Raw genomic sequence first — 13,834 nt, 5'->3', positions numbered from 1 at the left:
AGAGGTTGTATGAAGAAAAAGCATATCTTATGGGGGCTTTTAGCCCTGCTGATTTTTTTATCCTTATCAATTGGCTCCAATAACCAGTTTTCTTGGTTGGGCTTATTTGAAGGGCAAAAACAATCTCTAGAGCTCTTTGTCGAGTCACGCCTTCCAAGGACATTAGCCATTATCTTGGCTAGTTCGGCGATTAGTCTGTCGGGCTTGCTGATGCAAACCATCACGCAAAACCCTTACGCAGCGCCATCGACAACAGGGACAACAGAGGCGGCCCAACTGGGAATTTTAACTTCTTTGTTTTTCTTTAGTAAGGCGACTTTGTTTCAAAAGATGAGCTTTGCCTTTGTATCGGCCCTCTTATTTACCGGCATTTTCATCCAGGTTATCCGTCGTCTGCAGTTTAAGGAAAAATGGATTCTGCCTTTGGTAGGACTCATTTATAGCGGTATTATCGGTTCTTTTGCTCAGATGATAGCCTATCGTTTCAACTTGATCCAATCCATGACCTCATGGAGTCAAGGGTCTTTTTCCATGATTCAACGACACCAGTTTGAATGGCTTTTTTTGCTGATTCTCGTTTTTGTTGGTGTCTGGATATATTCCAATACTTTTTCCGTCATGGCCCTAGGTGAGGATACCAGTAAAAATCTGGGTCTTCCCTATCAGACTATGGAAAGCCTTGCTTTGGTATTGATTTCGCTAACCTCAGCGGTCACCATGATTACAGTGGGAGCTCTGCCTTTTTTAGGGGTGATTGTCCCCAATCTCGTCCGTCACTATGCGGGAGATTATTTTAAAAAGACACGGAGCCTGGTTGTCTTGGTGGGGGTGCTTCTGGTCTTGGCCTGCGATATCCTTGGACGGCTAGTGATTTGGCCTTATGAGGTATCGGTTTCCTTGATTTTAGGCATCGTGGGAACGATTGTCTTTATCAGCATTATTTGGAAAGGGGAACACGCATGACACTTGTCAAACGGTCGACTGTTTTCCTTTTCGTGACCTTAGGGCTTCTGGCTCTTCTTGCGACAGCTTTTTACCTTTTGGGCGCTGAGGGTGTGGTCAATAGCTATATCCTCAATCTGCGACTGAAAAAGCTCCTAACGTTTGGGATTGTAGCTGTTATCGCCAGTTTTGCAACCTTTAGTTTTCAAGCTGTCACGGGCAATCGTTTTTTGACACCGTCTGTCTTAGGTCTAGAGAGTTTTTATGTGCTCATGCAATCTCTTTTTCTGGCCATCTTTTGGCGGTGGTCACAAGGCGTTGCCCCACGGTCGGTGACGGAGTTTTTCATTGTCATGGGCTTGCAGTGTGGCTTCTTTTTGCTTTTGCAACCTGTGATTAAACGCTTGCTGGGAAAAGGCCTTGGGCTTATTCTGCTCATCTGCATGACCCTAGGAACCTTCTTTAGGAGTTTATCGACCTTTTTGCAGGTCCTTATGGATCCAAATGAGTACGACAAACTGCAATCGCGCCTGTTTGCTTCCTTGCAAAATGCCAATCAAGAAGTGCTCTATCTGGTGCTTGCCTTAACTTTGGTTCTTTGTCTGGTCTTGTACCGTAAGGGCAAGGTGCTAGATGTTTTTTATCTGGGCAAGGACAATGCCAGATTGCTGGGTATCCAAGTGGAAAAAGAACAACAAGTCATCCTGTGGCTGGTCGTCATCCTAGTGGCTGCGTCTACAGCTCTAGTCGGTCCCATGTCCTTTTTGGGCTTTATCTTGGTAAATCTCACCTATCAGTTGGTCAAAGATTACCGTCATCAAACCCTCTTTTTGGTGGGGAGCTTGCTGGGCTATGTGATTTTACTAGTGGCCCAGACTGTCGTTGAGCGTGTCTTTAACTTTAATGTTAGCATCGCGACGATGATTGAACTTGGCGGTGGGATTTTCTTCTTCTATCTCTTGTACAAGGAGCGTCGCACACTATGATTGATATCAGCAAGGTTTCAAAGACTTATGGGGACAGTCCTGTTTTGGATGGTGTTGATTTGGCTATCGCGCCTGGAAAATTTACGGCTTTTATAGGCCCTAATGGTGCAGGTAAATCGACCCTTTTGTCCTTAATTAGCCGTTTGATGCCCAAAGAAGATGGTTACTTGTACATCAAGGGGCAAGAAATCGATAGCTGGGATTCTGTGGATTTGGCCAAGGAACTTTCCATGCTCAAACAAAAAATTGATTATCAGGTCAAACTGACTGTGGAAGAATTGATTTCGTTTGGGCGCTACCCTTATAGCAAGGGACGGCTCTCAACTGAGGATTACCAGAAAATCGATCGCGCCATCAGCTACATGGATCTAGAGGCCTTTCGCCATAGACGCATCGATCAGCTTTCTGGTGGGCAGATGCAGCGGGTCAATATCGCTATGATCTTGGCGCAGGATACGGATATTATTCTCCTGGATGAACCGTTAAACAACCTAGACATCAAGCAAGGTATTCTGATGATGAAGACCTTGAGACGCCTAGTGGATGATTTGGGGAAGACGGTTGTCGTTGTTATTCATGACATCAACATAGCTAGCCAGTTTGTGGATGCCATGGTGGCTTTTAAAGACGGCAAGGTCTTTCGTCAAGGGACCCCAGATCAGGTCATGACAGCAGATGTTTTGGGAGAACTTTACGACATGACACTGACAATCGCAGATATCGATGGCAAGAAAATCTGCTTATATAGATAAGGATGGTTCCTATGAAAAAGAAACTGACAAGATTTGTCCTAGCCTTTGTCGCAATTTTTGCACTTGTTAGCCTAGCCGCTTGCTCAACAAATGCAACGAATAAGAGCAAGAGCACGGCTGATACCGTGACAATCAAAACTTCTACAGGTAAGACAAAAGTTCCAACAAACCCTAAGAAAATCGTGGTGCTAGACTATGGTGCTGCAGATACGATTCGTGCCCTGGGTAAAACAGACAGCATCGTTGGGATGCCAATGGACACTTTGCCTAGCTACCTCAGTGGCCTCAAAGACCAAAAAGGCATTACCAATGTGGGTAACCTCAAAGAAGTGGACTTGGAAAAAGTGGCTTCCCTCAATCCTGACTTGATTATCCTATCAGGACGGACACAAGCTCAGTTGGATGAATTCAAAAAAATTGCGCCGACAGTTTACTTTGAAACCAGCTCAACGGACTATTGGGGTTCTGTTAAGACCAACATTCAAGAGTTAGCTAAGGTCTTTGGTAGTGATGCTGAAAAAACAGCCCAAGACAAGATTGCAGACATTGATAAGATTGTTGAAAAAGCTAAAACAGCTAACAAAGACACCAAGTTGACCACCTTGACTGTGATGCTAAATGAAGGTAGCTTGGCAGGTATCTCCCCTGAAGGCCGTTTTTCATTCATTTACAATAGCCTTGGCTTTAAACCAACAAGCCTCAACATTCCAAATGAACAAGGCGGTGGCGGTAAGAAAGCCTCTGGTCAAAAGGACAAGAGCGCTCAAGGACAAAAATCAGGTGGCAATCACGGTACCTCACTGAGCTTTGAAAGCATTAGCCAGGTCAACCCTGATATTATCTTTGTTGTCGATCGTACCCTAGCTATCGGTGGGGATGACACGAAAAATTCTGATATTTTGAACAATACCCTCCTTCAAGAAACCAATGCAGGGAAAAATGGTCGTATCGTGACCTTGACACCTGACCTGTGGTATCTTTCAGGTGGTGGTTTGGAATCTACCAAACTCATGTTTGAAGAAGCGTCTAAATACGCTGGACAATAAGACAAGAGCCTAGAGTTAAAGACCCTCTAGGTTTTTGTTTTCCCCCTGCCTAGCCCTAACAAAGACCGAAACCTTAGTCTTGAAAGAGTGGGGAAATGCTCTTAAGCCTTTTGAGGAACTAAGCAGAAGAAGGGCATTAAAACAGTGTTTGACGCTGTCCTACAAGAAGTGCAAGCTTCTTTTTTTGTGGGCAAAACTAGAAAAAAGAGTTTTTTTCCAGAACCCTTACGAATAGAAGAAGTGAAGAGGCTTGAAGGCCTTTAAAAAAAGGAGAAGGAGTTGTAATGGTCGGCCACTGAGGGTCGCTTTTAGAAGAAATAAATTTTAGACTTTTTTATGGTAAAACGAGACTGTCTTTTAGGAGGCAGTATTTGTAGGAAGGAAAACATTATGGTTCAAATTAAATTAACCCCTGAAGAGCTACGTACCTCTGCTGTGAAATACACAGATGGCGCAACAGCAGTCCGTGACCTCTTGGCGTCTCTGACGACAGAACAAGGAATCATCTCTGAAAACTGGGATGGTACAGCCTTTGATGCCTTTGAACAACAGTTCAACGAGCTTTCACCAAAGGTAACCCAATTTGCTGAGCTCTTGGATTCTATCAATACCCAGCTCAATGGTGTCGCGACTACCATCGAAGATACCGATGCTTCTATCGCTTCACAAATCGGGTAAAGGAAAAGACACAAAGACGGGAGGAGGCTGAGATTTTCTCCCGTTTTTGCACGCCCCTAAACATTTCTCATAAGGAGTAAACATGACAGAGACCAGACGTGGCTGGCTTTCCCTTATTGTCCTAGTGGCCTTTTTGGTAGGTATTCTAGGGTTATCACTAGGTCTAGAAGAAAACCAGCGCCAGACGGCTGAAAATCAGAAATTATCGGTTGCCATTGTCAATGAAGACCAGCCGGTGAAAAGCGACGGTGAAAGCATCGCCCTAGGTGAAAGCTACATCAAGAGTTTAGAACAAGAGGATGACCAGAACTATAGTGTGGTCTCGCGCGCTCGCGCAAGTAGTGGGCTCAATCAAGGGGATTACCAGCTGATGCTTATCATCCCCTCAGACTTTTCAAAAAAAGTTCTAGCGGTCAATGACATTAACGTGGATAAGGCCACCATCACCTACAAGGTCAATGCCAAGGGAAACCAAGCCATAGAGACCGAAGCGACTAAGGTGGGTAAGGACATGGTGGCTTCCCTCAATAGCCGCTTAGTAGACATGTATATGGCATCTATCTTGTCCAATCTCTATACGGCTCAAGAAAATGTCAAGACTATGGCAGGCCTTGAGGCCGAAAATATCACAGCTTATAGTCAGAAAGTTCTGGGTCAAGCAAGCGATTTTCGCGCCAACCTGCCAGGCTTCGGTAGTTTTGCCTCTAATCTGCTCTCCCTCAATGACAGCTTGACAGCTTCTATCGACGGGACCACCTCCAGCCTGTCCTCTCTTTCAAGTGCCACCACAGACACCGCAACTAACCTGTCAGAACTCATCTTGGCCCGCCAGTCCGCTGACCTGAGTTACGGCGAATTTATGACTGGGCTCATGGGTTTAAATAGCGACCTGCTTTCTGGGGAGCTTGCGACCCTGACGGATTCACTGGCCACAACGCAAAAGGAACTTTCTGAAAGTCTGGCACCGAGCACAGAGAATGCCTCTACAGCTGAAGAAAATTACCAGAAAGAGATTGAAGCGCTGGATAAGCAGATCGCGGCCTTGGAAACGGCTGCTAAGGCACAAGAAACCGCACTTGCAAATCAGATTTCGTCAACGACAGATGGCGTGACGACTAGCTTAGAAACCTACTATGGCAAGGAAGTCAATAAGTTGACCTTGCGGGACTTTCTAGCCAAGGACCCGACCCTAGCAACAAGCATGACGGCCTATGAAACGACCATCAAGACCCTGGTCCAAAACAGCCTAAATGCTCTGCCACAAGCCAGCGCCAGCCAGGTGAATAGCCTTCTCATGACAGGTAGTGTCACCGAACCAAACCTTCCTGCCGGCTTTACTGGTGGGACAAGTAACCTCTACGCGGATTTGTCTGCCGCCAAGTCTGCCTACGATACGGCCCGCTCAACGGTGGTCACCGCCAGCAGTTCGACTCCCTCTACCAGCCCAGCCAGCGCTAGCCCCCTTAGTGTCACCGTCACCGTCAATGGCACAGAAACCAGTGACTACACCATCAATGGAAACGCCACCAACACCTTGGACCCAACGGTTTCTAATACCATAAGTTTAGGGTCTGATGTTCTCGCTAGTCAGGACGGGGCGTCGGCTAGTGTGACCATCCAGACATCGGCGGCTAACTCGAGCGCCAGTGGCCAAACCACCAGTGAAAGCATTGATTTAACCGACTATGCGACCAAGGCTGCGACCTTCGCCCGCCTCTCTCAAGAAGTGGTGGATGCCTATGCCCACGCCAACCAGATGCTAGACAGCCTTTACCCTAGCGGCCTGTCCTTGTCAGACAGCCTGCTCAATGCTTCAGTGGGCTCAGCCTTGACAGATTTGGTATCAGCTAGTGTCACGTCAAGTCTGACCAGCTATAGCGATGCCGTTGCTGCCAATACAGAGATACAAACCCAGTTGACGAAGCTTAAGGCCAACCGAGACCAGATGGCTAAGACTCTGGTCAGTCTTCAAACCTCAAACACCAAGCTAGCGACTCAGTTGGATAGCCAAATGACAGCTCTGACCAAGCTACAGGCTACAGCCAGTGACCTGATAAACCAAGGGAACCGTACATCGGAGGCTAATAGCCAGACCAGCACGGGGCTTTCTAATCTTTCTAGCCAATTGGCGAGCCTAATCAGTCAGTCGGATAGCACGCGGTCGGCCTCAGAAAGCAATGCCAGCCAGTCAGCCAGTGTGCGTCAACAGTTTGAGAGCTTTGACCGTAGCTTAGCCACTGCTCAAAGTCAGGCGGATGCCCTTGCCAACGATGCTCAGGGCCTCATGACTCAGTTCAACCAGGAGTTGGCATCGTCTCATGACTTTGTGGCGAGCTTTTCTAAAGTCTTTAACAATGCCTACCAAAATGGGGTGGCTAATGATGTTCTCATCGCCTTCTTATCTAGCCCTGTGGCTCAGGAATCCTCCTCCATTCAAGCGGCAGCCTTGTCCTATCGTCCCTTTATTTGGGTCTTGCTTTTAGCAGGTGTGGCCTTCTTTAGCGCTTATGTCTTTGAGAGTCACCGCTTTATCAAGCGCACAGTAGATAAGCTGACTCGGAAAACAATCTCATCAGAGCGTTTGATGGAGACCCTGCTTTTGACAGGTGTGGGCCTGCTTGAAGGCCTTGTCATTGGCATTCTTTCTGCTCGTCAGTTGGTGGTTCGCGCAGACTTGGTTCCAGTCTGGGTGCTTCTTATCAGCCTATTTGGTAGCCTTTTGGTGCAGGGGAACTTCCTCCTTATGCGTCAGCTCAAAACCTTAGGTCTTGGTTTGATCCTATTTGGTCTTTTATCCTATGTTTTTGTGACCAATTCCTTTGGGACTAGTCTGGTGCTTTCTGGATTTCCTGCCCAGATAAAACGCCTCAACCCACTGGTAAGCCTAGAAGCCCATCTCACCAGTTTTCTAGAAGGGCTTGCGACACGTGGGCATTACTATGGGCTACTTATCCTAGGGATTAGTCTACTTTGTGCCTGCAATGCTCTCTTTGACTGGAAACAGATCAGTCGTCTCTTGACCAGAAGACGTGAGGCCTAAGCCATGCGAAAATTCCTTCTGATGAGTTTGGTGACTTTGAGCTTTTTGATGGGTCATTCTGTTGAGGCCAAGGGTGTCGAGGATAATAGGCTGACCCTTAAAACCGACCGCATCACCCAGAAGACCGAAGCAGACACAGGCAGCTTGGACACTCGCACAGCCCACCTCTTTGACGCGGATGACCAAGCTGTGATTAGGGATAAGAGGGCCCAAAAGTTCAAGCAGGCAAGGAGCGAGGAAGCTAGCCTTTTTACCCGGGGGCAGGTTTCTTTGACTCAGCTGGCTTCGACACAGGACATTTTTGAGGAGGCAGATGGAACTTTTTTAAAAAAAGTCACCCAGCGCACGGCTAATTCTGATACAAGTCAAGACTGGACGGTGCTTTATACCTATCTGGCCTTGGTGGCCCTAGTGTTCCTTGGCTTAGCCTATGTATCTAGACTAAAAGGAGAAGACGATGACTGACCATATCCTGGTAACCCTAGAGATGCAAAAAGAAGACTATGATTTGAGTTTGCCCAAACACCTAGCCTTGTCTAAACTATTGGACAAGCTGGCTCAACTTTATGACTGGCAGGCCAGTGACCGGCTTGAGCTAAAGAGTAAGCAAACAGGCCAAATTTTGGATAAGGCAAAAAGCCTCGCCCAGTCAGGTATCGCTGATGGTGATTGCCTATTTGTCTTGATTAAAACACCTTAAGCAAACGAGTCTGGGACAACAGTCTCAAACTCCTTTGTTTTATCTTCTTTCGCTACATGCGCAGAGCCTTAGGCTTCGAGACATTTTCCTAGCTACATCATCCTATGACCGAAAAAGGAGACCTCATGACCTCAAAAAGACAAGAAAGTCTGATGCTGGGAGATGCCCAGCTGACCTATGACAAGACCCCTCATATCTGGCACTTACGCCTGTCACGGTCTTTTGTGAGTGCCCCGCTAGATAGTCTGCGCCTTTTGACCAAGCCCTACCCAGGCTTTTTGGAGGTAAGCTTGACAGAAGATGCGGATGACGTGATTTTGAAAGCCCAGCTGCCTGAGAAGGGCTATGACTTTGACCAGGTCAAGGCTATGGCGCCTTCAGACAAGCTTCGTTTTGCCTTGAATACCCTGCATTTGTCCAGCGCCTTGCGTTTGTCAATCAGCTTTTTTATGGCTCCTGAAAATATTTTCATCACGAGAAATTTAGAACCTCTTCTAGCCTATCGTGGGCTACCTGGGTCCATGCCGACAGAAGCGCTGACACCAGAGGACTTTAAGCGACAACTGACCTGCTTGATTGTGGCCCTCTTTAGCGAGCACGCTTATGCCGACCTTTATCAGGGCGGACTAGAGAGCAAGCAATTAGCGCCTCTCTTAGACCAGATAGGTCAGGCAGAAAGCCTGAAAGTGATTCAAGACCTCTTAGAAGAAGCCTATGAGGAAGCAAAGGCCAAGGAAGAAAGCACCCTTGTCCTTGTGCCCAAGCGGCGTTTTCGTTTCTATCGTCTCTTGTCCTGCTGGGGCTTGGGCCTGGCCCTTTTGGTTTTGCTTCCTTTGGGTTACTTGCTTTTCATTCGTGGCCCTCACCAGACCTTGTTACTTTCGGCGGACAGTCGCTATGTGGCTCAGGATTACTCCGGAGTCATCAACCAGCTGGAACATGTCAGCCTAAAAACTCTTCCAAGCACACAGAAATACGAGCTGGCCTACAGCTATATCCAGTCCTTGGACCTGACGGATAAACAACGCGAGGTCGTGCTCTCTGCCCTCTCTCTCAAGTCAGATGAGCGTTACCTAGACTATTGGATTCAGATTGGCCGTGGTCAGGGGCAAGAGGCCATTGACCTAGCCAAGCAACTCGACGACAGCGATCTGGTTCTTTATGCCATCAGCCAACGCATGGCAACTGTCCGCAATGACACGACTTTGTCAGGCGCTGAGCGAGAAAACACCCTGTCTAGTCTACAAAAAGACTACGATGACTATTGGAAAAACCGCAGTTCTGCCCTGTCAGAAGACAGCAGTAGCTCAATCAGCAAGGAGACCCCATGACCCTGATTTATTACCAGCAAGGGCATCGCTACAGCCAGTCACTAGAGCCCAAGAAAGTCTTCCAACTCAAGGAATCTGCTCCTCGTTTTTGGCAAGAGGGGGAGGCTATTTTTTATGAAAGTGACGGGGATAAAAAAGAGCTAACCGACCGTTTGACCCATGAAGGGGTCAACTATTATCCCGGCGGTCAGGACAGTCGCATCTACAGTATAGCGGGAGAAGAAGCCCTTTATCTGGCAAAGGCCAAGGGAGCAGACCTCTTTGCCTTTGACCTGACAGGTCAGGCCCTGCTTGAGCGCACTGGTAAGGGGTTTCGCCTTTGTATCCTATCGGGTTACCTCTATGTCAATAATTTCGAGTGTCAGGTGGGGATCTATGATTTGACCAAGGGCGATGAACTGGCCTTTGGAGCCAGTCTTTTGTCCCTCCAGCCTGAGGAAATCTGGGTCAGCGGTCAGGTGGTAGCAGGCCCTAGTCTGGTTCAGTTAGACCAGAGTGCCTACCAACGGCCGGTTGATTTTCCTGATTATCACCGCTCACCTCGCCTCATCTATCGTCCTGATGCAGCCAAGTTTGCTGTCACTAGCCCACCTGCCGAAATCACCAAACCCAAGGACGAACTCCTACGCCTTATCCTGCCCCCTCTGGCATCGGTGGGGCTGGTCGTCCTCATTTCCATCCTGCAACCCCGTGGCCTTTATATTCTTGTCACCATGGGCATGTCTGTCGTCACCCTATTTTTTTCTGTCAGCAATTATTTTAAAAATCGCAAGCAGTACGGCCTTGATGTCAAGGAACGTGAAAAGAGTTACGAGCGCTATTTGATGGACAAGGCTATCGAACTGCGCCAAGCTGACCTAGCTTATCAAAAGGGGCAGACCTATCACTACCCCGCTATTAGCGAGTTAGATAAGGCTGTGGATACCTATTCGCCACGTGTCTATGAGAAAAGGCTGTCAGACTTTGATGCGCTGACCTACCGCATTGGTCTTGCGGAACTCAAAAATCCTTATAGCTTGACCTACAACCAGATGGAGCGTTCAGGTCTTGTCGACCCTCTAGAGCAGCGGGGCTACCGCCTCTATCACAGCCACCTGACGCAGAAGGACTTGCCCTTGTCTGGTAGTCTGATGGAAGGTCAGGTCGGCTATGTGGGCGACCGCAAACTCGTTACCGAGCAACTCCAGCTCTTGGTCAGTCAGCTGGCTTTTTTCCACTCTTATCATGACCTCAACCTGATTGTAGTCCTACCTGAGAGGGAAAAAGACGATTGGGCCTGGGCTCGCTTTCTCCCTCATCTCAGACTCACTAACATCAATGTCCGAGGCCTAGTCTATAACCAGGCCACCCGTGACATGGTTTTGACCAGTCTGACGCAAATCCTCAAGGAACGCCAAAATCGTTTGGACCAAAAGGAGAAACTGCAGTTTTTGCCTCACTTTGTCCTCTTAGTCCTAGACGAGACTCTCATTCTTGACCACACCCTTATGGACTTTCTAGACCGTGACACGACACCGCTAGGGCTATCTGTCGTCTATGTCCAGGATGACCTGTCGGCTTTGTCAGAGGAGGTGACCACGGTCATCACCCTCAAGGACAAGCGTCTGGGGCAACTGGTCATGCGCCAAGGGGTGCTTCTTAATCAGATCTTCACATTGGACTATTTTCCAGAGGGTTTTGACAAGGAAAAGCTCCCACGCTACCTGGCAGGGCTCAACCATCTAGAAACCCTCAAATCCTCCATCCCTGATAGTGTGTCTTTTCTAGAGATGTATCAGGCAAAGGCGGTTGAGGACCTAGATATTCGTAATCGTTGGTCGAGTCATGCGCCCTATCAGAGTCTGGCGGTACCACTGGGTCTGAGAGGTAAGGACGACCTGGTCGAACTCAACCTCCATGAGAAGGCCCATGGCCCTCACGGTTTGATTGCAGGGACCACAGGATCTGGGAAGTCTGAGCTCATCCAGTCTTATATCCTATCGCTAGCAGTTAATTTCCATCCCCATGATGTAGGCTTTTTGCTTATCGACTACAAGGGTGGGGGCATGGCCAATCTCTTTAAGGACCTGCCACATCTTTTGGGGACCATTACCAACCTAGATGGCAACGCCTCCCTGCGTGCGCTGGCTTCTATCCGAGCAGAGCTGGCACGCCGTCAGGCCCTCTTTGCGGAGCAGGAGGTCAACCACATCAATCAATACCAGAAGAAGTTTAAGGAGGGGCAAGTCACAGAACCTCTGCCTCACCTTTTTATCATCTCAGATGAGTTCGCAGAACTCAAGGTCAACCAACCTGACTTTATGGCAGAACTAGTGTCAACGGCTCGGATTGGGCGCTCTCTGGGGGTACACCTGATCCTAGCCACCCAGAAGCCTGCAGGGGTTGTCAGCGACCAGATTTGGTCTAACTCTACCTTTCGCATCGCCCTTAAGGTGGCCGACCGTCAGGACTCCTCTGACGTCCTTCACACACCAGATGCGGCAGAAATCACCCAGACAGGGCGGGCCTATCTCCAAGTCGGCAACAACGAGGTCTATGAACTCTTTCAGTCGGCCTATTCAGGTGCCGACTATCAGCCAGACAAGGATTCCCAAGACATCCTAGATGAGACCATCTATGCGGTCAATGATCTGGGTCAACTCCAGCCCTTGACCCAGGACCTGTCAGGGCTAGACCAAGCCACGGCCATCAACCAAATCCCGACCGAACTAGAAGCCGTCGTCCAGGCCATCAAGACCATCGTCACTGACGACCAGATTACCCCAGTCGCCAGACCGTGGTTGGAGCCGTTGGGGGAGGAAATCTACCTTCAGACTATTTCACAACCATCAGCCAACTGGTCAGAGTCTGTTGATTATCAAGCCGTTTACGGTGTGGTAGATAGTCCGTCTAAGCAAGAACAATACCCTTTGGTGCATGATTTTGAAGACCGAGGCCATATCGCTCTCTTTTCTGGGCCAGGTATGGGGAAAACCACTTTCCTTGAGACAATAGTCATGGACATAGCGCGAAAGAATAGCCCTGCCCGAGCTCAATTTTATTTGATGGACTACGGTGCCAGTGGCCTCTTACGTTTGTTAAATCTCCCGCATGCTACAGATCTTGTATACACCGATGATATCGCTAAGACACGTAAACTTATCGAACGCATCCAAACAGAAATCAAGAAACGAAAAGCTCTTTTCACGCGTGAGATGGTATCTTCCTTATCAGCGTATGAATTTGCGACTAAGCAAAAACTTCCTCGTCTTTTCTTTGTTATTGACAGCTATGAGGGGATTAAGGGGACTGCTCTGGAAGCAGAAGTCGATAGCTTTTTAGCGACGATATCTCGAGATGGGACGAGTTTGGGGCTTTATCTGGTTATCAGTACAGGACGTTTGTATGGACTCAAAACGCCTATATCGTCAAATATCAAGACCAAGATTAGCCTTCTCTTTACCGATGAGACTGAGTCTCGTAATATTGTAGGGCGTCACGCCTATCCAATGGAGGATTTACCTGGTCGTGGGCTTATCAAACTGGACCAGGTAGAGGTGCTACAGATTGCTCTTTCTGTCTATGGAGAAAATGACTTAGAACGTCTGGCGAATCTTCGTCAGGAAATCAGTCAGATGGATGAGAACTGGGATGGTGCCCGACCTGAAACAGTTCCTATCGTCCCAGAAGTCTTGTCTGTCAAAGACTTCCTCAGCCGGTCACAAACCAAGGGGGCCATCAAACAAGGAGCTTTGCCATTGGGGCTCGAGTACGAAGAAGTCTCAACAGTTTCTATTGCAGCGTCTCTCCTTAAGCATCTGCATCTAGTTTGGGAGAAAAAGGTTGTTCGCCGTGGGACATTTTGTCACTTGGTTGAGATGATTGACGCTGTTTACCCTCAAGCAGAGATAGTAGTCTATGACAATGACCAAACTTTTGATGAAGACCAACAATGGGCGAGCTCTTTTATCACAGAAAGTCATGATTTAAAAGCTTCGCTTCATGGCCTAAAAAATCAGATGATACGAGAACGGCAACAAGGAAACTTTGAGCGACGATTTATCTTCTTTACAGATTTGGTTGGTCTTATCGAGCAGACAGGGCTTAGTGAACAAGAATTTGCCATGATGTATGAGGAAGGCCTCAAGGTTGGCATGCACTTTATTTTTGCGACAACCAGAGCCTATACGCACAAGCGTGACACACTGGCACGATACCTCCTTGACCGTCAAGACATGGCCCTCATCACCTGCAAGATGACCGAGCAGAGTTTCTATCAGCGCTCGCAGACAGGTGCTGAGCCAGTCTTCCAGCCTGACCAGATGTATTTCCATGCAAATGACGAACAAGTCATTATCAAAATCACTAAATAGGAGCATT

The 13,834-nt window shown here is 48.1% G+C and carries 10 protein-coding genes; all 10 read left to right on the top strand.

The genetic code is table 11. The annotated features are described in order from the left end of the window. Positions 1-9: 9 nt before the first annotated feature. The 10 genes from STRDD12_RS05070 to essC all read left to right on the top strand — a co-directional run bounded on the left by STRDD12_RS05070 (position 10) and on the right by essC (position 13,827). Positions 10-963 (top strand): ABC transporter permease, encoded by a 954-nt coding sequence (locus tag STRDD12_RS05070; RefSeq protein WP_066915760.1) that lies wholly within the window; start codon positions 10-12, stop codon positions 961-963. After that, positions 960-1,928 (top strand): iron chelate uptake ABC transporter family permease subunit, encoded by a 969-nt coding sequence (locus STRDD12_RS05065; protein ID WP_066915758.1) that lies wholly within the window; start codon positions 960-962, stop codon positions 1,926-1,928. The genes STRDD12_RS05070 and STRDD12_RS05065 overlap by 4 nt, the downstream gene beginning before the upstream one ends. After that, a complete protein-coding gene (locus tag STRDD12_RS05060) occupies positions 1,925-2,680 on the top strand; it encodes an iron ABC transporter ATP-binding protein (RefSeq protein WP_066915756.1) in 756 nt (251 codons plus the stop codon). The genes STRDD12_RS05065 and STRDD12_RS05060 overlap by 4 nt, the downstream gene beginning before the upstream one ends. Before the next feature lie 11 nt (positions 2,681-2,691). Then, the gene (locus tag STRDD12_RS05055) at positions 2,692-3,726 is read left to right on the top strand and encodes a siderophore ABC transporter substrate-binding protein (protein WP_066915754.1); all 1,035 of its coding nucleotides are present in this window, start codon (positions 2,692-2,694) and stop codon (positions 3,724-3,726) included. Between the two features lie 390 nt (positions 3,727-4,116). Further along, the gene (locus STRDD12_RS05050; protein WP_066915751.1) at positions 4,117-4,404 is read left to right on the top strand and encodes a WXG100 family type VII secretion target; all 288 of its coding nucleotides are present in this window, start codon (positions 4,117-4,119) and stop codon (positions 4,402-4,404) included. A gap of 82 nt (positions 4,405-4,486) precedes the next feature. Continuing rightward, entirely contained in the window at positions 4,487-7,444 is a 2,958-nt protein-coding gene (gene esaA, locus STRDD12_RS05045) for a type VII secretion protein EsaA (protein ID WP_066915750.1), read from the top strand. A gap of 3 nt (positions 7,445-7,447) precedes the next feature. Then, complete coding sequence (locus tag STRDD12_RS05040) at positions 7,448-7,909, top strand: hypothetical protein (protein WP_156471444.1); 462 nt, start codon at positions 7,448-7,450, stop codon at positions 7,907-7,909. Then, a complete protein-coding gene (locus STRDD12_RS05035) occupies positions 7,902-8,144 on the top strand; it encodes an EsaB/YukD family protein (RefSeq protein WP_066915746.1) in 243 nt (80 codons plus the stop codon). Before STRDD12_RS05040 ends, STRDD12_RS05035 begins: the two co-directional genes overlap by 8 nt. Before the next feature lie 125 nt (positions 8,145-8,269). Then, positions 8,270-9,475 (top strand): type VII secretion protein EssB, encoded by a 1,206-nt coding sequence (gene essB, locus STRDD12_RS05030; RefSeq protein WP_066915744.1) that lies wholly within the window; start codon positions 8,270-8,272, stop codon positions 9,473-9,475. Next, positions 9,472-13,827: a type VII secretion protein EssC gene (gene essC, locus STRDD12_RS05025; RefSeq protein WP_066915743.1), complete on the top strand. Its 4,356-nt coding sequence runs from the start codon at positions 9,472-9,474 to the stop codon at positions 13,825-13,827. The genes essB and essC overlap by 4 nt, the downstream gene beginning before the upstream one ends. Positions 13,828-13,834: the final 7 nt, after the last annotated feature.

The sequence above is a fragment of the Streptococcus sp. DD12 genome, assembly GCF_001578885.1.
Classification (GTDB): domain Bacteria; phylum Bacillota; class Bacilli; order Lactobacillales; family Streptococcaceae; genus Streptococcus.
The sequence above is the reverse complement of the archived record's forward strand: the minus strand, read 5'-3'. Positions and strand labels throughout refer to the sequence as shown.